The 22,950-nt window shown below is 52.9% G+C and carries 23 protein-coding genes, 1 rRNA gene and 1 riboswitch; of the genes, 4 read left to right on the top strand and 20 right to left on the bottom strand.

Annotation, left to right across the window (positions count from 1 at the left end):
• A 16S ribosomal RNA gene (locus tag H511_RS0106350) occupies window positions 1-149 on the bottom strand; the annotation flags it as partial.
• A 569-nt stretch (window positions 150-718) separates the two neighbouring features.
• Between H511_RS0106350 and H511_RS0106345 the strand changes: the two genes are divergently transcribed.
• Window positions 719-1,162 carry an RNA recognition motif domain-containing protein gene (locus tag H511_RS0106345; RefSeq protein ID WP_027251547.1) on the top strand — a complete coding sequence of 148 codons (444 nt, stop codon included), beginning with the start codon at window positions 719-721 and terminating at the stop codon, window positions 1,160-1,162.
• Here the strand turns inward: H511_RS0106345 and murI are convergent.
• The 3 genes from murI to H511_RS0106330 all read right to left on the bottom strand — a co-directional run bounded on the left by murI (window position 1,143) and on the right by H511_RS0106330 (window position 4,673).
• On the bottom strand, window positions 1,143-1,937 hold the full coding sequence (murI, locus tag H511_RS0106340; protein ID WP_027251546.1) for a glutamate racemase: 795 nt from the start codon (window positions 1,935-1,937) through the stop codon (window positions 1,143-1,145). The two genes, H511_RS0106345 and murI, sit on opposite strands and share 20 nt — an antisense overlap.
• A gap of 78 nt (window positions 1,938-2,015) precedes the next feature.
• Entirely contained in the window at window positions 2,016-2,693 is a 678-nt protein-coding gene (locus H511_RS0106335) for a Dph6-related ATP pyrophosphatase (protein WP_027251545.1), read from the bottom strand.
• A gap of 39 nt (window positions 2,694-2,732) precedes the next feature.
• Window positions 2,733-4,673 carry a TonB-dependent receptor gene (locus H511_RS0106330; RefSeq protein ID WP_051287946.1) on the bottom strand — a complete coding sequence of 647 codons (1,941 nt, stop codon included), beginning with the start codon at window positions 4,671-4,673 and terminating at the stop codon, window positions 2,733-2,735.
• A 43-nt stretch (window positions 4,674-4,716) separates the two neighbouring features.
• Window positions 4,717-4,942: riboswitch (cobalamin riboswitch) on the bottom strand.
• Between the two features lie 147 nt (window positions 4,943-5,089).
• Here H511_RS0106330 and trmA point away from each other — a divergent pair.
• Entirely contained in the window at window positions 5,090-6,196 is a 1,107-nt protein-coding gene (gene trmA, locus H511_RS0106325; protein WP_027251543.1) for a tRNA (uridine(54)-C5)-methyltransferase TrmA, read from the top strand.
• Window positions 6,197-6,264: 68 nt separating this feature from the next.
• Here trmA and H511_RS0106320 read toward each other — a convergent pair whose 3' ends face one another.
• Window positions 6,265-6,642, bottom strand: a complete 378-nt coding sequence (locus H511_RS0106320) for a YijD family membrane protein (RefSeq protein WP_027251542.1) — start codon at window positions 6,640-6,642, stop codon at window positions 6,265-6,267.
• 20 nt (window positions 6,643-6,662) lie between these two features.
• On the bottom strand, window positions 6,663-7,295 hold the full coding sequence (gene fabR / locus H511_RS0106315; protein ID WP_027251541.1) for an HTH-type transcriptional repressor FabR: 633 nt from the start codon (window positions 7,293-7,295) through the stop codon (window positions 6,663-6,665).
• Between the two features lie 299 nt (window positions 7,296-7,594).
• On the opposite strand from fabR, the gene sthA reads away from it, so the two are divergent.
• Window positions 7,595-9,010, top strand: coding sequence for a Si-specific NAD(P)(+) transhydrogenase (sthA, locus tag H511_RS0106310; protein ID WP_027251540.1), 1,416 nt, complete (start codon window positions 7,595-7,597; stop codon window positions 9,008-9,010).
• Window positions 9,011-9,112: 102 nt separating this feature from the next.
• Here the strand turns inward: sthA and H511_RS0106305 are convergent, their stop codons facing one another.
• The gene (locus H511_RS0106305; RefSeq protein WP_027251539.1) at window positions 9,113-9,964 is read right to left on the bottom strand and encodes a bifunctional allantoicase/(S)-ureidoglycine aminohydrolase; all 852 of its coding nucleotides are present in this window, start codon (window positions 9,962-9,964) and stop codon (window positions 9,113-9,115) included.
• A gap of 168 nt (window positions 9,965-10,132) precedes the next feature.
• Between H511_RS0106305 and H511_RS0106300 the strand changes: the two genes are divergently transcribed.
• Window positions 10,133-11,008 (top strand): LysR substrate-binding domain-containing protein, encoded by an 876-nt coding sequence (locus H511_RS0106300; protein WP_027251538.1) that lies wholly within the window; start codon window positions 10,133-10,135, stop codon window positions 11,006-11,008.
• A 69-nt stretch (window positions 11,009-11,077) separates the two neighbouring features.
• Here H511_RS0106300 and cysQ read toward each other — a convergent pair whose 3' ends face one another.
• The 13 genes from cysQ to gspD form a co-directional block, all read right to left on the bottom strand.
• Window positions 11,078-11,911, bottom strand: a complete 834-nt coding sequence (cysQ, locus tag H511_RS0106295) for a 3'(2'),5'-bisphosphate nucleotidase CysQ (protein ID WP_027251537.1) — start codon at window positions 11,909-11,911, stop codon at window positions 11,078-11,080.
• A gap of 12 nt (window positions 11,912-11,923) precedes the next feature.
• Window positions 11,924-12,472 (bottom strand): ADP compounds hydrolase NudE, encoded by a 549-nt coding sequence (nudE, locus tag H511_RS0106290; protein ID WP_027251536.1) that lies wholly within the window; start codon window positions 12,470-12,472, stop codon window positions 11,924-11,926.
• 132 nt (window positions 12,473-12,604) lie between these two features.
• Window positions 12,605-13,363, bottom strand: a complete 759-nt coding sequence (locus H511_RS0106285) for a type II secretion system protein N (RefSeq protein ID WP_027251535.1) — start codon at window positions 13,361-13,363, stop codon at window positions 12,605-12,607.
• Between the two features lie 2 nt (window positions 13,364-13,365).
• Entirely contained in the window at window positions 13,366-13,842 is a 477-nt protein-coding gene (locus H511_RS0106280) for a type II secretion system protein M (protein ID WP_027251534.1), read from the bottom strand.
• On the bottom strand, window positions 13,839-15,137 hold the full coding sequence (gspL, locus tag H511_RS0106275) for a type II secretion system protein GspL (RefSeq protein ID WP_027251533.1): 1,299 nt from the start codon (window positions 15,135-15,137) through the stop codon (window positions 13,839-13,841). The genes H511_RS0106280 and gspL overlap by 4 nt, the downstream gene beginning before the upstream one ends.
• Window positions 15,106-16,125 carry a type II secretion system minor pseudopilin GspK gene (gene gspK, locus H511_RS0106270; protein ID WP_027251532.1) on the bottom strand — a complete coding sequence of 340 codons (1,020 nt, stop codon included), beginning with the start codon at window positions 16,123-16,125 and terminating at the stop codon, window positions 15,106-15,108. The genes gspL and gspK overlap by 32 nt, the downstream gene beginning before the upstream one ends.
• On the bottom strand, window positions 16,122-16,787 hold the full coding sequence (gene gspJ, locus H511_RS0106265; RefSeq protein WP_027251531.1) for a type II secretion system minor pseudopilin GspJ: 666 nt from the start codon (window positions 16,785-16,787) through the stop codon (window positions 16,122-16,124). The genes gspK and gspJ overlap by 4 nt, the downstream gene beginning before the upstream one ends.
• Window positions 16,777-17,154: a type II secretion system minor pseudopilin GspI gene (gene gspI / locus H511_RS0106260; RefSeq protein ID WP_036758982.1), complete on the bottom strand. Its 378-nt coding sequence runs from the start codon at window positions 17,152-17,154 to the stop codon at window positions 16,777-16,779. The genes gspJ and gspI overlap by 11 nt, the downstream gene beginning before the upstream one ends.
• On the bottom strand, window positions 17,151-17,726 hold the full coding sequence (gene gspH, locus H511_RS0106255; RefSeq protein WP_027251529.1) for a type II secretion system minor pseudopilin GspH: 576 nt from the start codon (window positions 17,724-17,726) through the stop codon (window positions 17,151-17,153). The genes gspI and gspH overlap by 4 nt, the downstream gene beginning before the upstream one ends.
• 8 nt (window positions 17,727-17,734) lie before the next feature.
• Window positions 17,735-18,172: a type II secretion system major pseudopilin GspG gene (gene gspG, locus H511_RS0106250; RefSeq protein WP_027251528.1), complete on the bottom strand. Its 438-nt coding sequence runs from the start codon at window positions 18,170-18,172 to the stop codon at window positions 17,735-17,737.
• 23 nt (window positions 18,173-18,195) lie between these two features.
• The gene (gene gspF / locus H511_RS0106245) at window positions 18,196-19,416 is read right to left on the bottom strand and encodes a type II secretion system inner membrane protein GspF (protein WP_027251527.1); all 1,221 of its coding nucleotides are present in this window, start codon (window positions 19,414-19,416) and stop codon (window positions 18,196-18,198) included.
• Window positions 19,416-20,912: a type II secretion system ATPase GspE gene (gene gspE, locus H511_RS0106240; RefSeq protein ID WP_081669207.1), complete on the bottom strand. Its 1,497-nt coding sequence runs from the start codon at window positions 20,910-20,912 to the stop codon at window positions 19,416-19,418. Before gspE ends, gspF begins: the two co-directional genes overlap by 1 nt.
• A complete protein-coding gene (gspD, locus tag H511_RS0106235) occupies window positions 20,912-22,930 on the bottom strand; it encodes a type II secretion system secretin GspD (RefSeq protein ID WP_027251525.1) in 2,019 nt (672 codons plus the stop codon). Before gspD ends, gspE begins: the two co-directional genes overlap by 1 nt.
• Window positions 22,931-22,950: the final 20 nt, after the last annotated feature.

Genomic DNA, 22,950 nt, shown 5'->3' with positions numbered 1-22,950 from the left:
TAAGGCATGTTCCCAGGCATTACTCACCCGTCCGCCGCTCGCCGCCCATGAACGCACCCGAAGGATTGTTCATGTCGCTGCCGCTCGACTTGCATGTGTTAGGCCTGCCGCCAGCGTTCAATCTGAGCCATGATCAAACTCTTCAATTAAAGTTTTGTTGCTTTCCCGAAGAAAAGCGGCTCAGTGATTACTGATGTTCCAACCGAAGTTGAAACGAATTGACTGTGCCGGTAACGCTTTCGAGAAAGCGCTACCAATTGGTCACTCAGTTCACTGATAAATCTTTTATGACTGTATCATTGTCGAGTGCCCACACAGATTGCATGGTCAAATTGTTAAAGAGCTTTTCCAGACTTGCCGTTGGCTTGTCGTGGACAGGGCGGCCATTCTAACGAATCAAACAAAGTAGTCAAACAATTTTTTATTTGCTTTCTTTGTGCCGCCTTTCATCAAAACCGGACTGATGTTTTCATCCGTTCCCGTCTTGGTGAGGCGGCATTATAGAGACTTGGAAAAGACTGACAACCCTTTTCTTAATAAAAAATGTTTAACCGGTCATAATTTCAACTAATGTAAAAATATGCGCCTTAAGTCAACATTATACGATCAATACATTCACTTTCTGGTAATCGTAAAACTATGCACGTACTATTAATGTGATTAATTTGTTAAATAAATCGCCTTCTAACTTTTCAATCGATGACACTGTAGCTTGCCTATGAAATTTTCCAACTCACACACTATGATCATTGCGCTGATAACTCTTATCGGTGCCATCATATTTAGCTTCATTTCTTCTACCGCTGCGATAGCCTTCGCACTGGGCGCCGTCTTATCCGGATTTGCCAATCATTACCTGAACACTAATCAGGATGAAAATATGATGGGCGATGAAAACCAGAGCAGTAAAACGCTCTATGTCGGAAACCTTCCCTATCGTGCTAACGAAAGTGAAGTCAAAGATTTATTCTCAGAGTACGGGGAAGTCTTTGCTGTTCGCTTGATGAAAGATAAACGAACAGGAAAAAGGCGGGGCTTCGGTTTTGTCGTCATGAGCAGTAAGGATGCTGACTACGCCGTCAGCAAACTTAATGAAAAAGAGTTTGGCCAGCGCACATTAAAAGTGCGTGAAGCCAACGACCCTAAGAATGAGGATAGTTAAGACTGATCACCTGACTCAGGTTCATGGCCAGTAAACTGTGGTTTAACGTCACAACATTGGCGTTCGCACCAGAATGATAGGTCAGGTTCTGCCATTGCGGTGACCTTTCTTTGGCCATGTCTCCTAACAATGAATTGACCCGGCTAGCGATTGCGCTACCGGAGTCAATCACATTCGTGGCCTGGACAAACACCTGACTGATTTCATCTTTTATCAGCGGAAAGTGAGTACATCCGAGTACAACCGTATCAATTGCTGTGTGAAACCAAGGCTGCAATATCCCGGTCAGCTCGTCCAGATCGACCTTAGCTCCCCGTAGTTTCATCTCTGCCATTTCAACCAGGCGCGTGTTGCCCAGCAAATGGACCTCGCAATCTGAAGCAAACTCCTGGATCAAAGCCTGGGTATACTGGCGTTTAACCGTAGCAGGAGTGGCTAACACGCCCAGGCTTTTTGTTTTACTCAGTAATGCCGCGGGCTTAATAGCAGGCACAACCCCAACCACGGGCAAACTCAGCGCAGCCCGCAGAGGAGGCAAGACGATAGTGCTGGCGGTATTACAGGCAATCACAACCAGATCTGCGTTATGTTTTGTGACCAGAGACGACACAATATGCAGGGTACGCTCAACCAAGACCGCCTCGTCCAACTCACCATAAGGGAAAGCCGCATCATCAAATGCATAGATGTATTGATAATGTGGCAGCTGGCGGTAAATCTCCTGGTAAACGGAGAGGCCGCCTACACCAGAATCAAAAATAAGGATGGTTTTCACAACGTCTTTCTGACTGCTCCAAGATAGAAGCCCTCATCATACTGGCTGACAGACAAAAGCCAACTACCACACATCAGTTTACTGTGAGTCTGGTACTGAGATCCGATAGCGAAGATGATGAAACCGGCCTTGATTGTCTATATGCAGAGGTTCAAGTGCCAACTGCCCTGAAAAACATGGGGCATGGACCACCAGTGTATGAAATTCGCCGTCCTCACCACAAGGATCCACCTCGTCAGGCAACCGTGCGAGTAATGAGTGATTAAACCATTTACCGCAGAACTCACCACTGAGCTGAGTGGTATCCACTGTGGTCAAAACCGTTTTTATCCCCCGTTGCAAAATTTCCTCGGCCAGCAGCTGGCTGTCCTCCCCCAGCAAAGGAAAGACACATTGCCAACCGGCCGGCTCAATATAACTGCGCCGATAGGTTTCAATACCATTACAAAACATATCGCCAAATGCCACGGCTTCAACGGCCAATCCGCTATTGCGAATGGCTGCCACCACCAGCGACTGGTACACGTCATTCGGAGGAAACACGTCAGGCAGCGGTATCTCAACCAGGGGGAGCCCTGTCAGCCGGGCCTGTGCCCGTACCACAGCGATTGGTGTTGCCTGAAACGGCACCTCGGTACCGACATAAGTGGTAAACAGCCCCACGACGTCATAGTCAGGGTTTTCTAATAAGCGTAACAGCGTCAGGGTCGAGTCTTTACCGGATGACCAACTGACTATCACTTTCTTTGGTTTCATTGTCGCCTCACGAAAAAGCCGCCCGAAGGCGGCTGAGGATTAGAATTGGTAATCTACTGATAGCATCGCTTTACGGCCATCTCCTGAGTAATAAGCTCCCCAAGAGTTCGCAGAGCTTGCGTAACTCTTATCAGCCCAATTATCCACTCGCAAAGACGCCTGCCAATTATTGGCGGTGTAGCTCACGGCTGTATTGAACAACCAGTAATCATCCACTTTCTCTTGCGAATTGGCGTTATCACCATCGCGATATTTTGATCCCGTATATACTGACTCCGCAAAAAGTTGCCAGTCACGCAGGAAAGCTAAGGTTCCGTAGACACGGCCAGTATGCGGTGCTACCCAAGACAGTTTTTTGCCTTCGTTAACACCTTTGGTAAATTCACCATCTACATAGTGATACTCAGTACCCACTGAGGCCACATCCGTTACATACCATATACCACTAATATCAATCCCCAATCGGCTCGTTGCATCGGCATTAACATTCGCTCCCGGAAAAGTTCCGCCATTGGGTGCGGGCGCACTACTGTCAAAGACAATCTCATCTTTCAGTTCTAGCCGATAAACATTCAATCTTGTCGTTACATCGCTATCAGAATATGACCATCCAGCTTCAATCGAATCACCAGTCTGTGGCTTCAAACCAACAATACCTGCAGGGGTATAAGCTTGCTCATCTACCTTTGCAAACCGAAAGTTTTGATCATACCGCGCATATAAACGCTGCTTATCGTTAACCAGATAATTAAGTGCTAACTCTAGCGCATGAGCATCGTTATCAATGGATTGCCCGGCAGGATAAGTCGTTTTATCTCGTAAAGTGTCTTCTACAGAAGTATATCGGCCTCCGATTGAAGCCGTCAGATCATCCCGTACCGGATAATTCACCAAACCATATGCACTAACGGTTTTCTGCTCATTGCCCCGGTCCAAAAAGCTACTCAGGTAGTCAAAGTCGCTATCGGTAAAATCAACACCGAGTAAAATATTCACTTCACCATGTTTAGATGGTAACCCTGACTCTAGCTGTAACGCACCGTATAGGTTATCCAATTTCTTAGTATTTTTCGCACTTGAAGAGATACCCCGTGTATCTGTCTCCTCATAACTGGCTTCAGCATTAATGTCCCAGTTTTCAGCGACACTTTGTCGATAGCCTGTTCGATAAATTGTTGAGATCTCGTGTGAATAGTCGTCTGGATTACTTGGATTCGCCTGTCTTGGATTATCATTAAATTGCTCTTCAGTCAGAGCACCTGCATATTCTCTATATGCATCCAAGTAATTAATCTCAAAGAAAAAACGCTTATCGCCCTTATTGAATTGCACTTTTCCCAGAATAGAACCGTCTTCGCTGGCATTATGCTTACGGTAGTTATCACTGTCTGTCTGATTTCCAGCAAGATAATAGTGCCAATCTTCATTAATACGGCCAAACACATCGCCTCTATAACCGTAAGTATCAAAACTGCCACCTGTCGCACCTAGGCTACCGCCCGTTGAATCCGGCGACTTAGTAATAATGTTAATCACACCACCGACTGCCTGATCGCCGTACAAGACACCTGCACTACCTGACAAAACTTCGACTCTCTCGACCTGACTCAACGCTAATGCATTCAGATTAGGCGATGAAAGGTCATTGCGATTAAGCTTACGGCCATCAACCAAGATCAATGTGTTACTGGCTGCCTGACCACCACTGAATCCGCGAAGTGAAAAGACAGGTCCACTATTGGTATCAGAAACCTGAATCCCTGCTCGCCCACGTAATAAAGCAGTAAGGTCTTGTGCACCAGACTCTTTTATTTCACTTTGACTAATGACGGTGACATTCGCGGGGATATCTTCGATAGAATTAACATTGGTACTTCGACCAATCACCACCATGGTCTCATCGGTGGTGGTCTGGGCGGAAACGAGCGAGGATTGCAGACACAAAGGTGCCAACGCCACGGCTAAAAGCGTTTTTTTCATTGTCATGGATACCTTAAATCGCGTTGAAATCTGGGCAGTCTCCATACTGCCTGTCTCGCTGGTCGGTCTTCGGACTTGAGAGCATGGTTGAACAACCGCCTAGGACAACGACTTCCCATTTCGGCTGGCCGGCATTGCGCTTGCCTGATGAAACAGTGTCTGGCTATCAGCCTTGTGTCTTTCGTTCTCTCTTACCGCTGCGCGTCAGTTACGGATTCTCACCGTATTCCCCGCCTGCGAACAGGCAAACCAGCGCAGCGGAATGCTAGTTTTCCCGGTCGGAATTGTCTAGTTTAGTTTGCTATTAGTCATGACAAATCTATCTGGCCTGCACTTTTCTCCCCCCTTTCTCTGGACATCGGTCAGCAATGCAATAAAATCTGCGCTCTTATTTTGAGCAGTTTTGAGGCAACACCATGGCAGCAACCCCAATCAACCCCGCCACCTACCAAGCACAACTGGACGAAAAGGCCGAGCGTATACAAGCGCTGTTTGCTGACGTAGACACCCCGGAGTTGGAGGTGTTCGCTTCTCCTGCTCAACACTACCGTATGCGCGCTGAGTTTCGTGTCTGGCATGAAGGTGAAGACCTGTATTACATCATGTTCAATCAGGAAACCCGCGAGAAGTACCGGGTCGATCAGTTTCCGCAAGCCAGCCGTCTGATCAATGATTTGATGCCGCTGCTGGTAGATGCCATGAAGCCTAACCGGGCACTGCGTCATAAGCTGTTTCAGGTCGATTTCTTATCAACACTGAGCGGAGAGATTCTGGTTTCCCTGCTATATCACCGTCAACTGGATGATCTGTGGGTCGCAGAAGCCAAAGCCCTGAAGCAAAGGCTAAATGATGAAGGGTTCAATCTCAACCTGATCGGCCGTGCTCGGAAACAGAAAATCGTGCTGGATCAGGACTATGTGATTGAGAAACTGACGGTTCACGATCAGACACTGACCTATCAGCAGGTCGAAAACAGCTTTACCCAGCCGAACGGCGAGGTGGCGCAAAAGATGCTGGAGTGGGCGGTAGACTGCACTCAGGACAGCGAAGGCGATCTGCTGGAGCTGTATTGCGGCAACGGCAACTTCTCGCTGGCACTGGCAAAGAATTTTGACCGGGTGCTGGCCACTGAGCTGGCCAAACCTTCAGTAGAATCGGCGCAGCACAACATTGCAGCGAACAAGATCGACAATGTGCAGATCATCCGTATGTCTGCTGAAGAGTTTACTCAGGCGATGGAAGGACAGCGCGAGTTTCGCCGCCTGAAAGACAACAACATTGATCTCAGCAGCTACAACTGCAACACCATTTTTGTTGACCCGCCCCGCTCAGGCATGGACGAGGATACCTGTCGCATGGTTCAGGCCTATGAGCGTATCGTCTATATCTCCTGCAACCCGGACACCTTAAAAGCCAACCTGGAGATCCTGGGTCACACCCATCGCATTACCCGGTTTGCGCTGTTTGATCAGTTTCCTTACACCCACCACATGGAAGCAGGTGTGATGCTGGAGCGCAAATAATCCCGAGCGGAAGCTGCAAAAACGAAAAAGGCGCCTGAGGCGCCTTTTCTGTATTCAGTGTTTACGCATTATGCGTCATCTTGAGATTTTGACTTAGGCTTCATCACGCCCATGCGGTAAGCCACCCACACCAGCAGCGCTAAACAGATCATCAACGGCAGGAAGTTTGATCCCATATCCGGTGCCTGCGCGCGCAGAAAGGCAGAATAGCCAAAGGCGCCGACCAGAAACAAAGCAAAGGCAATCACCGGGGTACCTTCCGCCATCGGGCGTGTCAGGTAGTCCTGATACATACAATACACAGTCATCACAAAAGCAATCACCGGAAAAATAGAAAAAGCGACAGCGCTGGAGGTAAATACTGCCAGCGTGGCGTTACCGCACAGTCCTGCTAACAGTGACAGGATTAAGGTCTTGCGTTCTGCTTTAACTTGTTGCTTGTCCATATCTTCACCAACATACTCAATTAAGGTTTATGCGCCAGCGTGTTGCGCTCACGCTCTTTACGATACCAGTAAGCTCCCTTGGCGATCATTCGCAGTTGCATGATTAAGCGCTCTGCATGTTCTGCCCGCGACTGACTGTCCAGATCCAGAGCATCGGCCCCTGAGCTGAACACCAAAGTGACTAACGCTTCAGCCTGGATATAAGCTTCTTCGTGCCGGCTCCCGCCTTTGGCTTCCAGATACTCAGTGAGTTCCGCCACGAAGTGCTGAATTTCTCTCGCCACAGCAGCACGGAATGCCGGCGAGGTGCCGGATCGTTCCCGTAACAGCAAACGGAAAACGTTCGGGCTGCTTTCAATAAATTCCATGAAGGTTTCAACAGAAGTGCGGATAACACTGCCTTCTTCCGCAATGCGCTGGCGAGCCTGACGCATCAGTTGGCGAAGCAGTAAGCCACCTTCATCAACCAATGTTAGTCCAAGTTCATCCATATCTTTGAAGTGACGATAAAAAGATGTGGGTGCTATACCAGCTTCACGCGCAACTTCGCGCAAACTGAGATTGGAAAAACTACGCTCAGCACTGAGCTGGTTAAAGGCTGCGTTAATCAGTGAACGCCGGGTTTTTTCTTTTTGTTGGGCCCTGATCCCCATGGGTTCCTGCTTCTGTTAAGTTGCCAGTTTGAGTCTCACTATACCCGCTTTCAGCCACTTGATCAGCGTCAATCCACACTTTGCCGGTGGGAATACTAACGGCCCTGTCAGGTGGAAGCAAAATCACAAACGTCATTTTCCCTGTCGGCTCACAAACTACTGCCTGCCCGCGATAAAAATGGGGGTTTCTTCTGCCACAACGTGATCCTACGCGCTCTATCGGGGAGTCGCGATTTTCCCTTCGGTTGGAAAGCGTTACACTCCGCACCACAGAAACAATCGGATAAATAAGGCGGCCCATGAGCACTCAACACCCCACGACTCCTTCTCACTATGATGTGATTATTATCGGCAGCGGACCCGGAGGCGAAGGGGCCGCCATGGGACTGACCAAAGCGGGTTTCAGCGTCGCTATCATTGAGCGCGAAAGCCGTGTCGGCGGCGGCTGTACCCATTGGGGCACTATCCCCTCTAAAGCGCTGCGCCATGCGGTCAGCCGTATTATCGAATTCAATAAAAACCCGCTCTACAGCAAGAACACCACCACACTGCACAGTACCTTCAGCCAGATTCTGGGGCATGCGCAAACCGTGGTCAGTAAGCAAACGCGAATGCGCCAGGGCTTTTATGATCGCAACAGCTGCCCCATCATTGCCGGTGAAGCCAGTTTTGTCGACCCACACACCATACGTGTTCGCCACCCTGACGGCAGTCATGACACCTATACCGCCGATAAATTCGTGATTGCCACCGGCTCACGTCCTTACCAGCCCAAAGATGTCGACTTCACCCACCAGCGCATCTACGACAGTGACTCCGTGCTGCGTCTGCAGCACGACCCGCGCCACATTATTATTTACGGGGCCGGGGTGATCGGCAGTGAATATGCCTCTATCTTCCGCGGCCTGGGGGTAAAAGTTGACCTCATCAACACCCGCCAGCGGCTGCTGGAATTTCTCGATAACGAGATCTCCGATTCGCTGTCTTACCACCTTTGGAACAACGGTGTGATGATCCGCAGCGGGGAGGCCTACAGCAAGATTGAAGGCACGGAAGACGGTGTGATCCTGCATCTGGAATCCGGCAAGAAAATGAAAGCCGACTGCCTGCTGTACGCCAATGGCCGGACAGGTAACACAGATCGCCTCAATCTGGAGGTGGTCGGGCTGACACCGGACTCACGCGGCCAGCTGTCCGTCGACCAAAACTACTGCACCGAGGCCGATAACATTTATGCTGTGGGTGATGTGATTGGCTATCCGAGTCTGGCGAGCGCCGCCTATGATCAGGGCCGCTTCGTGGCGCAGGCCATAGCAACCGGTCAGGCTCAGGGCCAGCTGATCGATCACATCCCAACCGGTATCTACACCATTCCTGAAATCAGCTCTGTGGGTAAAACCGAGCAGCAGTTGACTGCGGAAAAAGTGCCGTATGAAGTGGGACGGGCACAATTCAAACATCTGGCCCGGGCACAGATAGCCGGTACCGATGTCGGCAGCCTGAAGATACTGTTCCACCGCGAAACCAAAGAGATCTTAGGGATCCACTGTTTCGGTGAGCGGGCGTCAGAGATCATTCACATCGGTCAGGCGATCATGGAGCAGAAAAACGGCGGTAACAGCATAGATTACTTCGTCAATACCACTTTTAACTACCCGACCATGGCTGAAGCCTACCGGGTGGCAGCGCTGAACGGGCTGAACCGTCTGTTTTGAAAGTACCACTCCACAGCCGATGCTGTGGAGCGCTACACACCCTAAAAAACGGCGCTCTAGGCGCCGTTTTTGCGATTGGGACTTTTGCGATTGGGACTTTGCTTAGCGGCGGTTACCGCGATACGCCGGTGATGGGTTGAGTACCATGTGGCGGTTAATGTCTTTAAACAGCAGATAGCGGAAACGACCCGGGCCACCGGCATAACATGCCTGCGGGCAGAAAGCGCGTAACCACATATAGTCGCCGGCTTCCACTTCCACCCAGTCCTGGTTTAAGTGATAAACCGCTTTACCTTCCAGTACGTACAGACCATGTTCCATCACATGCGTCTCATCAAACGGAATGATGCCGCCGGGTTGGAAAGTCACTATGTTCACTTGCATGTCGTGACGCATATCTGCCGAATCAACAAAGCGAGTTGTCGCCCAGGCATCGTTGGTGTCGGGCATCGGCGTTGGCTCGATGTCATTCTCGTTGGTCACAAAGGCGTCGGGCACCTCAATGCCTTCAACAAATTCATAGGCCTTGCGAATCCAGTGGAAACGCACCGGCGCATCGCCATTGTTTTTCAGGCTCCACTTGGCTGAGGGCGGCAGATAGGCGTAACCGCCGGTTTCCATCTGATATTGCTCACCTTCCAGCGTCAGGGTCATCTCGCCTTCCACCACAAACAGCACGCCTTCCGCACCCGCATCCAGTTCAGGTTTGTCGCTGCCGCCCTGCGGGGAGACTTCCATGATGTAATGGGAGAAAGTTTCAGAAAAACCACTCATTGGCCGGGCAATCACCCACAGCCGGGTATTGTCCCAGAACGGCAGGAAGCTGGTCACGATATCACTCATCACCCCCTTAGGAATGATGGCATAGGCTTCGGTAAAAACCGCGCGGTCAGAGAGAATCTGGGTTTGCGGTGGCAGGCCACCGGTAGGGGCATAATAAGTATTCCGGGCCATTACATATGTCCTTTCATGTATAGCAGTATTACTGCGCCAATGGATAAGCAGAGTCTTGACGAGGCTGCTGTTTCAATTCTGAATTGTGTTGATTGTAGATCATGGTAATTTGATTTATAAATTAAATAACTTAATGCCAAGTAGTGGGATATCCACTGATAACAGATTATGAATCACAACAAGACGTTAGACCCGGTGCTGCTGCGCAGCTTTGTCGCCGTGGTCGACTCCGGCAGCTTTACCCGGGCTGCCGACAGCACCCACCTGACTCAGTCGACAGTCAGCCAGCAGGTTCGCAAACTGGAGTCCCAGCTCGGCTGCGAACTGCTGCACCGCAAAGGCCGCTATGTCACTGCGACGCTGGAAGGCGAACGGGTGCTCAATTATGCCCGCCGCATCCTGCAATTGATGAATGAAGCGGTCGTACAGACCAGTGTCAGCGCCGAACAGCAAAAGATCCGGCTTGGGGTACCGGAGGACTTTGCTACCCACGCCATCATGCCCACGCTGCATGCTTTCTCGACCGAGTTTCCGGGCATCCGGTTGGAAGTGAAAAGTGGCTTATGCAGCGATATATGGCGGAAATTTCAGAGTAACGAGCTGGATTTAGCCCTGGTCAAACAACGGCAGGGCAGTCTGCCGGGGTTAGCCAGCTGGCCGGAGCCCTTATGCTGGATTGATAGCCTGCACAGCAACAACCTCGACCGGCAGCCGGTGCCTCTGGTGTCTTTTCCTATTGGCGGCCTGTACCGCAATGAAATGGCCCATACGTTTGACAGCCTGGGCAGAAGCTGGCGTTTGGCCTACGTCAGTACCAGTCTGTCGGGGGTGTGCTGCGCCGTGGAGGCCGGTCTGGGAATTTCGCTGCTGCCGAGAAGGCTGGTGACCGAGCACCACAGAATTCTGGATGAAGATGACGGACTGCCGCCGGTGCAGGATATGGAAGTGACCCTGCATACCCAGGATAAGTTGTCGGCTCTGAGCAAAACCCTGGCAGAGCGACTGATCCGTACCTGCGATCGCATCTTTGAACATGAAGCCTGAGGCGGCTTTTTCCGAGCAGCGGGTAACATACCACGGCCTCTTCTGTCAAAAGAGGCCAGTTCAGCCCACTCAGCTGGCTTCCATCATCCGGTTGTCCGGGGTCAGGATATCTGCCCAGGGCAGGCTTTCATCGCCCAGCGTAATAAAATTCGGGTTCTCCAGCGTGTGGCGCTCATTGTAAGACAGAGGTGTCAGGTGGGTATTGAGAATGCGTCCGCCCGCCTCTTCCACAATACACTGGGTCGCCGCGGTGTCCCACTCGCCGGTGGGGCCCAGACGCAGGTAACAATCAACCGCCCCTTCTGCCACCAGGCAGGATTTCAGGGCCGCAGACCCCAGCGGTACCAAGTCGTAATTCAGTGCCGGATCCAGCCGGTTGGTGATCGCCCGGATATCCTGGCGGCGGCTGATAGCCACTGCTATCGACTGCGTCGGCCCTTCATGCTTGTGGGTTGAGATGGAGACAGTTTCACCTTCGGGGGTAATTTTCCAGGCCCCCTGCCGGCGGCTGGCGTAGTACACAACGCCTGATACCGGCGCATACACCACGCCCATCACAGGGTGATTGTTCTCAACCAGGGCAATGATTGTGGCAAAGTCGCCACTGCCGGCGATGAACTCTTGCGTGCCGTCGAGAGGATCGACCAACCAGTAACGATCCCACTGTTGACGTTCTTCGAGCGGAATGGCGGCATCTTCTTCGGACAACACAGGAATATCCGGTGTCAGTTCAGTTAACCTTTCCATCACCAGTTTGTGGGCAGCCAGATCTGCGCTGGTCACGGGCGTATTGTCCGTCTTGATCTGTTTCTCGAACTGACCGCGCTGATAAATATCAAGGATCACCTGCCCCGATTCCCGGGCAATTTCTATCACGGATGGAATTAGCATCGACAGCTCCATCTCACACTCCTGCTAGGATAAGTACTTCAATGCCAGAAACAAGGCAGTGATGCTTCTGGCTTCAGCAAAATCAAGATGGCTCAGTAATTCTTCGGCCTGCGACAATGGCCAGCGCACAATATCCAGCGGCTCAGGTTCATCGCCGACCAGCTTTTCGGGAAATAAATCCTGCGCGAGAAACAGCGTCATCCTGCTGGAAAAATAAGACGGCGCCAGCACCACTTCTTTCATCGGCACTAACTGCCTGGCACCAAAACCAATTTCTTCTTTCATTTCCCGGTTAGCGGCTTCATCGGCCGTTTCGCCGTGGTCTATCAAACCTTTGGGAAAGCCGAGTTCATAGCGATCTGTACCTGCTGAGTACTCACGCACCAGTAAGAGATCGCCCTCGGCCGTTACAGGCACCACCATCACAGCATGCCGGCCACTGGGTTTCATACGCTCATAGGTTCGGGTCTCACCGTTACTGAAACGGAGATCCAGAGACTCTATTTTAAACAGGCGGGATTGAGCCACTACCTCGGTTGCCAGAATTGTCGGTTTTTTATTCTCTGCCGCCATCTTGTTTTCCTGTCACTTGGTCTGTCTGCTATTAAATGGCATGGCGGTCATGAAATAAAGGAAAAATGCATCTTCAGACAGATTTGATTTTCCTCAACCCGCCAGACCACACGTCGCTGTGCAGCCTGTGGCTTACAGGCGACCTGTATAGCGAATAGGATAACGGCCATTGGCATCCGGGTTGCCCAGCCATTTCAGCTGTTCCTGTAGCCCTGATGGCAGCTCAGCACCCGGCTTAAACCAGCCGTTCAGGTTATAGCGCTGATCCGTGGTTAAGCCCACTTGCCATTCGCTGCTGACCTGGGCCGAAGCCTGATTGGCAGTCGCCGCCAGTTGCCCGTCATTACAGCTCAGCTCCGCCAGTACCTGACCGGGATCGACATCACCCAGCGGGGTGCCTATGCTGGCTCCACTCCACACCAGCCCGCCGTCCAGCGACTGGCAGTACGGCACCGCAAACCTGTAGTCACGAACAGTGAGTTCGAAGTTACCGCCCAGATTCAAAGGTACCGGAAGGCGTGCATACTGAATCGCCTGCTGGGCTGGCAGGGATAACAGCAAGTTCTGTGCATACAGGCCGCTGAGATCCGCGCCCATCAAACCTCGTCCTCTCAGCCCCAGATCACTGCCCTGGCCCAGCCGCACCGCAAACTCGGCATTAGCACTCAGCAGCTTCCACGGGCTGAGTTCCCAGTAAACCCGCCCCAGGTTCCATTGCTGCCAACGAACCTGACTCGCTGTCCCTTGCCAGGGTGTTCCGCTGATCCCGCTCACCGAGAGTCCGGGCACCTTGGGCACATACTGCCACACCCAGCTCGCCGGCAGATGCACCAGCAGGCTTACAATCAAGGCCAGCGCAAAACTCACCCCTAATAATATTCTGTACCTCACGCTTAGCCTCGTCCCAACTGTAACCGGTTGACTTCCACTACGCCTGTCTGATCCGTTTTTGATACATCCATAAACTGCGCTTCAATACCGTGTTCCTCACGTAAAAAAGCCAGCCAGTTAACTAATGTATTAAATGGCAATGGCTGTACCCATACCTGAACGGCCTCTTCACGCGGCTGCATTCTGATCAGTTCAATGCGAAACCGGCGCGTGGTTTCATTGACGACCTGATTCAGTCCCTGGGGGCTGACACTGCCGGTAGCGCCGGTTTTAGCCCGCAACGCAGTAATATCGTCGGCCTTCTCGCTGACCCAGCTCAGGAGCTGGCGCTCTGTCTGCAGGTTTTGCTCGGCGAATTCGGCCCTTTGTGCCATCGGCTGCCAAATCCCCCAATACAATACGGCAATCACCAGTGCGATTGCGCCGCCAATCACCAGACGCTGCTCGCGCGCGCTTAATGCTTTAAACCACTGATTCACGAACGTCTCCTCAGCACCAGCGCGCCACTTACCTGTTGGCCGTCACGGTTAAGCTGGCCCTGTTCTACTTCAAACTCTTCCACCAGCAAGACCCTGAGCTGCTCGAAATGCTGGAACTCACCTGCCACCGCCTGCAACCTCAGTTCATGGCGGTTATGATCGTATTTCAGATTCTGCACCGAGATCTGCGGCACTTTCAGTAACGCCGGACGCAGCTCAATCAGCCAGGGCAATACCCCCTGACCCGATTCCGCACCGCCCAGACGTGACAGTTCCTGATTCATCTGGCGTTTCAGGTAACTGCTGGTGGGAATATTATTAAATTGCGGCAGTACCTGGCGAAAGATACGCTCACTCTCGGTTTTATAGGCCAAGGCCTGATTTTCCATGCCCTGCACACGCACCACATATTCAGCCACCAGCACGCCCAGTACCAGCACAGCGGCAATGCCCACTTTTCGCCAGGGCTTGAGCGCTTTGTGCCAGGTCGGTTGCAGTTTATAGGGGCCGGACAGTAAATTGACTTTGCTGTCATCAGCCCCTTTTGCCAATAGGGCCATCACCAGTTCAGGGGCTTCGGCCTGCCAGTGTCCCGGCATGCCGGATGGTGCGGGGGTAAAATGGCGAATTCGGTGCTGACTGACCGAGTCTTCCGCGTCGTCCGTCAACGCCTCGGCCGCGGTTTGCGCATCGGCGCTCTGCGCTTCTGGGGATTCCTCTTCCAGCACCTGGCTGATTAATGGCACCTGCTGCGCCATCATCCAGCTCGCCAGCCATTCGGTATCGGCGCAAATGCCCTGGGTCGCCGACTGGCGCAATAACCACTGACCATCAATTTCGGCGGCACTGTAGCTATTGTCAAAGGCCGGCAAACAAAGACAGTCAGGAATGATTTTCCGTACCGCCAGCCCGGCATCGTCACATAACGACAACCAGTGCTGCATCTGCTGATGACCGACAACAGCAACGTCTGCTTTATCGGCTTCCCGCTTCAGCATATGAATGTGCAGGTCATCAACATCCTGCGCCAGTTCTTCTTCCAGCAGATACGGCAGTACCTGTGCCAGTTGACGCCCGGACCCGGATGGGATCGATACCTGGCTCAACAGCACATCGCTGCCTGATACCAGCAGATACACAGGCCGGTTTTCCCCGTATGCCGCCAGCTCGCCCAGCTGACCAGTGTCAGCCAGCTCACCCGAGGCAATCACTTCCTGTTGCTGTGGCGACCAGACCAGCCAATGTACCGGCCCGTCAGGACGGCTACTCAGCCTTATCGTCAGAAACTCGCTCACTCATTCCTCCATAACGGCGACGTACGACAGTCACCTTGTTCTCCCCGTCTCGTTTGAGCAGGGCTAATATTCGCAATCGCGCACGATCCACTGTCACTTCAGCATCGAGCTCAAAAAAATCACTTTTTACGGCCAGGTAAGATTTCGCCTGCTTGCGCGCCGCTTCAGTCAGCCGGTTAACGGCCCCTTCGGCCAGAAAGGCATCCACATCCTGCCAGCCGTCATAGGGGCGGTTCTCGATCAACTGGCGGGCATCATCCAGGCTCAGCTCCGGGCTGAATACGCCGACCAGCAACGCTGCCTGAGCTGGCTGGATCGTATTGACATTGATCAGCAGATCGGTCGACGGTAAGGCACATAATAAAGGGCGAGCCTGCTGGTACATAGCGGCACTCACGCCATTCACCGCGCGAAACTCGCTCACATCTGCCATCAGATTTCTGGGCGGCAGGTACGCCGGTGAAAACCCTTCATAGCTGCTGTCGCCTGCACCGTAGGCGCTGTACACTGTCTCGTCGGGATCGACGTACTCCCATACCGAATCCGCCGCCACTTCCGCTTCATAGCTTTCCGCTCCTGCTTCTTCTAACAGCGCCTGCAGAAAACGTACCCGGAACGGCTTCTGGCTGCGATCCTGCTCAGGTGCCTGACCCGACAAGGCATTCAGGTTATAGCACGCCTGCAGATCATAGATATTTCCCTGCACTTCGCCATTATCCAGCGGATAGGTCTGGCCTTCGGTTGCCCAGACCTGGCTTAAGTTAACAGTGTCACTGTCCGCCAGGCTCTGTTCTATCGCCACTTTGGCCAACTGCTCCATACCCTGGCTGTACCAGTAGGCCTGCTGGTTAAAAACCTGATTCTCAACCCGATAAAAATTCAGTTGCAGACGATCTGTCATCTGAACCGCCAGCAAAGTCATCATGGCTAACAGCAGCAGGGCAACAATCAGGGCCACCCCTTGCTGTCTGGCGGGAGATTGTCTCATGAGGCGGTGTCCTCATCCGGCTTTGCTGCGTCCGGTAATACCGCTTCCGGCAGCATATACACGCGTTCTATCTTGCCCAGATCTGTCAGTGTCAGGGTCACAGCAATGCCCTTGGGCAATCTGGTATTGTCTGACCAGGCTTCCTGCCAGCCTTGCGGGCCATAGTAGCTAAACGACAAAGCCGTCACCCCTTGCAGCACCTGACGCACCAAAGGCTCAGTGCCTACCACAGTATCGGGATAGCGAAACCACACCCGCTCGAGTTGTTCATCAATAATGCGATAGCCCACCCGGAGGATCTCACTGCGGGGGAACATTTGCTGCGGGTTCTGCCAGCCATCGCGGGTAAAAATAATGCCGTCGCTGGCGGAATCAAGCAGGTATTCGCCGCTCTGCAACAAAGGGCCGCTCTCGTTATTGCCCTGCTGCCTGACCTGACGGCCGATGATCTGACGAAAATCGTTGTCCAGCATCAGCATGGCCCGCTGAATTTCCTGTAACCGCTGGTTATGTTCCCGCGACTGCTCATCGCTGCGCTGCACCCCGTTCATGACCTGATAGGCCGACAGGCTGAACATAGCAAACACCGCAATAGCCACCAGTACTTCGAGCAGTGTAAATCCCGCGTGCCGTGATAAGGGCTGACGATGCTCAGTTCTCAATGTAAGTCCTTAAGGTCGCCACCCTGTCTTTCAGCGCTTCATCGGTAGCGACAACGATATCCAGGGCACGAAGGTAGCCATCTGCTGTGGCAGTGCTTTTGATTGACCAGTACCATTGCCGTCCGGCGAGCTCAGATTTGCCTTTCTTCTCGGCGGTCAGCCGCTCACCTGCAATGAGAATTCGGGCCAGCTCATTATCCGCTACCATGGTGGCAAAGGTTTTCTGCTCCAGGTAACCCATGGCGTTGATGTGCTGTCCGACCGCCTTCATCACACTCAGGGCGGCCGTCGCAAAAATGGCCATGGCAACCAGCACTTCCAGTAATGTGAAGCCCGTTTGAGAGGATAATGTCCGCCGGGAACTCATTGACCTGACTCCTCCCGGGTGGCGCCCGGTTCAAGCAGGTGCAGCTGTCCGACTTCATCGGCTTCGACTGTCCAGATATCGCCTTCTCCGCTGGCATCAAACGACACAGTAAAGGGCGTATACTCACCACTGGACATCACGATAATCTGCGGTGGTTTGGCTTGTTTATCTTCTTCACTGGCAAACAGGTCCTCGTCAAACAGCGAACCGGGTTCGAACAAACGATCCTCGTCCTGCCAGGCGTCACTGCCAACCTTGACTTCCATGCCTAGCGTATCGGGCAGAGTGACTTCGCTGAAGTAACGTGAATCCTTGAGGGGTTGCCAGCCTTTCGGGTCCAGCTCAAAAAACTGGTAGCCCTGCCTGTCCACCCGGACCCCGTAATCACGACCATTGAGCATGGCATCTTCACCCAGCAGTTGCACCAGATAATAAAATCGCTGTGATTCTTCTTTCAGCACCTCATTTTTAGGCGCCGGCAGCGTCATCACAACGGCTACAGCGCTGGTGGCCAGCAGCACCAGCACCAGCATCAGTTCAATCAGCGTAAATCCGGCAGCTGCACGTTTCATAGCTTGAATTAACGGTAATCCAGCATATTCCAGTTGCCGATATCGGTATTGACCTCTTCACCGCCTTCCTGACCGTCAGCACCCAGGCTGAAGACATCCACCGGGCCATGTTCACCTGGCATCACGTAGTTATAGTCATTACCCCAAGGGTCTTTCGGCAGACGCTTGATATAGCCACCGTTACGGTAATTACGTGGTTCAGGGCTTGACGAAGGCGCAGTTACCAGCGCATCCAGGCCTTGATCTGTGGTTGGATAAACACTGTTATCCAGCTTATACATATCCAATGCCTGCTCCAGCGCACCAATATCGGTCACGACTTTCTGCTGATCAGCCTTTTCTTTATTACCCAGCAAGTTCGGGACGACCAGACTGGCCAGTACGCCCAGAATCACGATAACCACCATGACTTCCAGCAGGGTAAAACCGCGTTGTTGACGTTGCATTGACACACCTCCAAAAGGGAAAACTACATGCCCACCATGTTATTCAGGGCAATGATTGGCATCAGAGTCGCGATGACGATAAACATCACCACCCCAGCCATTACTACAATCAAAAGGGGCTCAAACACCCCCAGTGCCATGTTGACCAAAGATTCGAAATCTCTGTCCTGATTATCTGCCGCCCGGGTCAGCATCTGCTCCAGCTCGCCACTGCGCTCACCACTGGCTATCATGTGGAGCATCATGGGCGGAAACAGCTTAGTCTGTTCCAGTGAGACGCGCAGGCTGGCGCCTTCCCTGACCTTATCGGCCGCCTCAAGGATTTCCTGATTCACCCAGGTATTGGTCATGACCTGAGAGGCCACCTTCATTCCTTCAAGCAAAGGAATGGCACTGGAAGTACAAATCGACAGCGTGCGGGCGAAACGGGATGTATTCAGGCCACGCGCCACTTTACCGATAACAGGAACGCCCATCATCCGCCTGTCCCAGCGCAGCCGCAGATCCGGACGACGCAATGCCATCCGGATACCAACAATCAGCAGCATGATGAGCAGCACGACGGCCAGCCCCCAGTGCTGAACAAAGTTACTGGCGGCCAGTAATACCTGAGTGATCTGCGGTAATTCCTGCCCCATATGGACAAACTGATCCACAATTTTCGGCACCACAGTGGCCAGCAAAAAAGCCACCACAGACACAGCGACCAGGGTCAGCATGGTCGGGTAAATCAGCGCTTGCTGCAGCTTGCTGCGCATTTTCTGCCGATTTTCAGTGTAATCGGCCAGACGGTTGAGCACGGTATCGAGATGGCCGGATTTTTCCCCGGCCGAGACCATGGCCCGAAACAGCTGATCAAAAATATGGGGAAATTCCGCCATGCTGTCTGCCAGGGTGTAGCCTTCAACCACTCTTGAGCGCACCGCCAGCATCATGTTTTTCAGACGGACTTTTTCGCTCTGCTCAGCCACCGCGCGCAAACATTCTTCTAACGGCATCCCCGCCTGCACCAGGGTCGCCAGCTGACGGGTCAGCAGGGACAACTCATTGGTGCTGATCCCGCGGCGAAACGCAATCCGCCCGCCGGCCTTGCGCTTTTCACGCTCGTGACTCTGGCTGACTTCAACCGGGATCAATCCCTGCTCGCGCAGTTGCTGGCGAAGCTGGCGGGCTGTGTCGGCTTCCATGACGCCTTTTTTCTGGCGTCCTTTGGTATCCAGGGCCTTATATTCAAATGCTGCCATCAGCCCTCCCTGGTCACTCGCATCACTTCTTCAAGCGTGGTGATACCCTGGCGGACTTTGGCCAGACCGTCATCGCGGATACTCGGGGTGTGCTGGCGGATCACTTTCTCTATCGCCTGCTCGCCGGCATCGGCATGGATCAGCTCCTGTACCTGTTCGTCCACCAGCAGCAATTCGTGAATCCCGGTCCGGCCACGATAGCCTTTGTTATTACAATGCTCGCAACCGACCGCATGGTAGAGGGTCAATGACTCATATTCCGGCACATCAAACAGCTTTTTCTGTTCACTGTCAGCCTGATAAGGATCGCGGCAATGAGGGCACAGTGTCCGTACCAGACGTTGCGCCAGTACCCCCAGCAAAGAGGAAGAGACCAGGAAAGGCTCGATGCCCATATCGCGCAGACGGGTCACCGCCCCAATCGCGGTGTTGGTGTGCAGAGTCGACATCACCATGTGGCCGGTCAGGGAGGCCTGCACCGCAATAGAGGCGGTTTCCAGGTCACGGATCTCACCGACCATCACCACATCCGGGTCCTGACGCAAAATCGCTCGCAACCCGCGGGCAAAGGTCATGTCCACTTTGGTATTCACCTGAGTCTGACCTATGCCATCGATATCAAATTCAATCGGATCTTCGACCGTCAGTATATTGCGCTCATGGCTGTTCAGCTCCTGCAGGCCGGCATATAAAGTGGTCGATTTACCCGAACCGGTCGGGCCTGTCACGAGTATGATGCCGTGCGGACGGGCAATCAGGTACTGGAAACTTTTATGAATACGGGGCGTCATGCCCAGGCTGTGTAAATCCAGCCGGGTCGCATTTTTATCCAGCAAACGCAATACGACACGCTCGCCGTGCGAGGACGGCATGGTTGACACCCGCACATCCACCGCCCGGCCGCCGATACGCAACGAAATACGGCCATCCTGAGGCACACGTTTCTCGGCAATATCCAGCCGGGCCATGACTTTAATCCGGGAGACCAGAAGCGGCGCCAGCTTGCGGCTCGGCGTCAGCACCTCGCGCAGCACGCCATCGACGCGAAAGCGAATCGACAAGGTTTTCTCAAAAGTCTCGATATGGATATCCGAAGCCCCTTCCTTGATCGCTTCGGCCAGCATGGCATTGATCAGCTTGATGATTGGCGCGTCATCTTCCGATTCCAGCAGATCTTCGGTTTGGGGCAACTCTTCAGCCAGCGAGAAAAAGTCATCACTGTCAGAGCCCAGATCTTCCATCAACTGACGTGCTTCCGACGAATCACGCTGATAGGCATCGGTCAGCCTTTGTTCAAAGGCATCCGGCTCCAGCGCTTCCACGCGGAAACTGCGGCCTGACACCCGGCGTACTTCCGCCAGCACCACCGCTTTCAGCGGGCCGTTATGATAAAGCACCCTGCCGTGTTCTCCCGTTTCAAGCACCACTTTATGACGCTTGGCGAAAGAAAACGGCAAACGGAACTGCACCAGATCGGCCGGGCGCAGCGTGTCCATCACTTCTCCTCCAGACGGGAGACAAATGCCCGTACTTCAGGGGGCAGAGAAATATCTTCGCCATATCTCGGCAATACCGGGCTTTTGCTCTCCGGCATCAGACGCAGGCCTTCATCGGCCTTATACAGCTGCTCAGCCCGGATATAGTTGTACTTACGCTGGGTAATACCATCTGCGGTCACGCCATCACGGATAATGGTCGGCTTGATAAATACCATCAGGTTGGTTCTGCCCTTGCTGGTATTGTTGGATTTAAACAGGTGGCCAAGAATTGGAATATCGCCAAGGATCGGGATCTTGGATTCATTCTCGTTGGTCTCGTCCTGGATCAGGCCGCCCAGGGCAATCATCTGTCCATCCTGAATCATCACAGAGGTGGTGAGTTGCCGCTTGGAGAAACGTACGTCAACCGCGCCGTTGGCGCCCAGCACGTTAGAGACTTCCTGCTCAATCTTGAGCTGGACGGAATCTCCTTCGTTAATCTGCGGGGTCACTTTGAGCTTGATACCCACTTCTTTACGTTCCACGGTCTGGAAGGGGTTATCGTTATTGGAGCTGGCCGTCGAGCCTGTCACCACCGGCACTTCCTCACCGACAATGAACGAGGCCTCGCCATTGTCCATCACGGTAATACTGGGCGAGGACAGGATGTTGGATTCACGATCTGTGGCCACGGCATTGACCAGCATGGTCCAGTCACCCATGATCAGGCCCAGCACCGCACCATTGGCCCCGGAAAGCACCTGACCCAGCGTTGTAAAATCGCCGCTTTCGGTGACTTCCACGTCAACCAGATTGTTATTGTTATCAAAACGCTGCTCGGTCCGGGTAGTATCCTGCGCCTCTTCCAGGCCAATCAGATATTGTCCGACCGGCACATTCGAGTTATTGAACTGCACTATCCCGTTTTCTCTCGAACCGTACTGAATACCGAAGTTAATCCCGGCCCCTTCAGACAATTCAACGATCATCGCCTCAATCAGTACCTGAGCTCGGCGGATGTCGAGCTGGGCAATAATATTTTCCAGCGCACGCATGATATCCGGCGGCGCCGTCAGGATCAGGGCATTGGTGTCGGCGTGCGCGGCGATCATCACGTCATTTTTCGGCGCGGCGGCGACAGCCTGGCCATTACCCTGCTTTTCAGCCTGCAGGTTGTCTGACACCCCTTTGAGTACATCGACCAGCTCTTCGGCGTTGGCGTATTTGAGGTAAACGACACGGTTATTGCCTGAGCTCGCCATTTCTTTATCTAACTGGCGTATCAGGCGCTTCAGGCGCTCACGCACTTTCGGATCGCCGGACAGCAGCACAGAGTTAGTGCGTTCATCCGCGACTAATTTAGGCTGCAGGAACTCAGGCGTCGACTTGGCATCGGCCGACTTGTTCAGGGCATCGACAATGCGCACCATCTCTGCGGCCGAGGCATTATTGAGTTCGACCACATCGATTTCTTTATCGCCGGCCCGGTCAACCCGCTCAATGATATCCGCCAGACGGTTCACCACAGCAGCACGACCGGTAATCATGATGATGTTGGCCGGATCATAGTGCACCACGTTCCCCGCGCCTGCGTTATCGTTGAGCTGACGCAACAGAGGAGACAGCTCCCTGACGGAGACATTGCGTACCGCCACCACCCGGGTCACCACTTCGTCACCCTGCGCCTGGGTTTTGCTGTCAACCACAGGAATAGAGGAAATTTTCGCGTCTTTGTCACGGATAACTTTCAGTATGCCGTTTTCCATTTCGACGACGGCAAACCCATACACTTCCAGTACGTTGAGGAAAAACTGGTAATACTGTTCGTCGTTCAGCAGATCGTAGCTGCGGACATTCACCTGCCCTCTGACAGAGGGATCTACAATGATAGTTTTCTGCAGATTACGTCCAACAATGTTGATAAACTCTTGAATATCAGTTCCTTTGAAACTGGCGCTGAATTCACTTGCCATCAGGGGAGTCGACAGCAAGCTGGCCGCCAGCCACAGGGTGCCCTTACCCATCCATTTTTTCACAAAAAACTCCTGCGTATGTA

This window comes from Photobacterium halotolerans DSM 18316 (assembly GCF_000425165.1).
Classification (GTDB): domain Bacteria; phylum Pseudomonadota; class Gammaproteobacteria; order Enterobacterales; family Vibrionaceae; genus Photobacterium; species Photobacterium halotolerans.
Note: the sequence above shows the minus strand (reverse complement) of the source record. Positions and strands in the feature narration are given on the sequence as shown.

Excerpts from the sequence above, each read along its gene's own strand:
- H511_RS0106305 (WP_027251539.1), bottom strand. The coding sequence starts at position 9,964 with ATGGCCCGGAATACTTATTATGCCCCTACCGGTGGCCTGCCACCGCAA.
- sthA (WP_027251540.1), top strand. The coding sequence starts at position 7,595 with ATGAGCACTCAACACCCCACGACTCCTTCTCACTATGATGTGATTATT.
- trmA (WP_027251543.1), top strand. The coding sequence starts at position 5,090 with ATGGCAGCAACCCCAATCAACCCCGCCACCTACCAAGCACAACTGGAC.
- H511_RS0106330 (WP_051287946.1), bottom strand. The coding sequence starts at position 4,673 with ATGAAAAAAACGCTTTTAGCCGTGGCGTTGGCACCTTTGTGTCTGCAA.
- gspF (WP_027251527.1), bottom strand. The coding sequence starts at position 19,416 with ATGGCAGCATTTGAATATAAGGCCCTGGATACCAAAGGACGCCAGAAA.
- gspI (WP_036758982.1), bottom strand. The coding sequence starts at position 17,154 with ATGAGTTCCCGGCGGACATTATCCTCTCAAACGGGCTTCACATTACTG.
- H511_RS0106320 (WP_027251542.1), bottom strand. The coding sequence starts at position 6,642 with ATGGACAAGCAACAAGTTAAAGCAGAACGCAAGACCTTAATCCTGTCA.
- H511_RS0106335 (WP_027251545.1), bottom strand. The coding sequence starts at position 2,693 with ATGAAACCAAAGAAAGTGATAGTCAGTTGGTCATCCGGTAAAGACTCG.
- gspH (WP_027251529.1), bottom strand. The coding sequence starts at position 17,726 with ATGAAACGTGCAGCTGCCGGATTTACGCTGATTGAACTGATGCTGGTG.
- cysQ (WP_027251537.1), bottom strand. The coding sequence starts at position 11,911 with ATGGAGCTGTCGATGCTAATTCCATCCGTGATAGAAATTGCCCGGGAA.
- H511_RS0106345 (WP_027251547.1), top strand. The coding sequence starts at position 719 with ATGAAATTTTCCAACTCACACACTATGATCATTGCGCTGATAACTCTT.
- gspE (WP_081669207.1), bottom strand. The coding sequence starts at position 20,912 with ATGGACACGCTGCGCCCGGCCGATCTGGTGCAGTTCCGTTTGCCGTTT.
- nudE (WP_027251536.1), bottom strand. The coding sequence starts at position 12,472 with ATGGCGGCAGAGAATAAAAAACCGACAATTCTGGCAACCGAGGTAGTG.
- H511_RS0106300 (WP_027251538.1), top strand. The coding sequence starts at position 10,133 with ATGAATCACAACAAGACGTTAGACCCGGTGCTGCTGCGCAGCTTTGTC.
- fabR (WP_027251541.1), bottom strand. The coding sequence starts at position 7,295 with ATGGGGATCAGGGCCCAACAAAAAGAAAAAACCCGGCGTTCACTGATT.
- gspG (WP_027251528.1), bottom strand. The coding sequence starts at position 18,172 with ATGCAACGTCAACAACGCGGTTTTACCCTGCTGGAAGTCATGGTGGTT.
- gspK (WP_027251532.1), bottom strand. The coding sequence starts at position 16,125 with ATGAGACAATCTCCCGCCAGACAGCAAGGGGTGGCCCTGATTGTTGCC.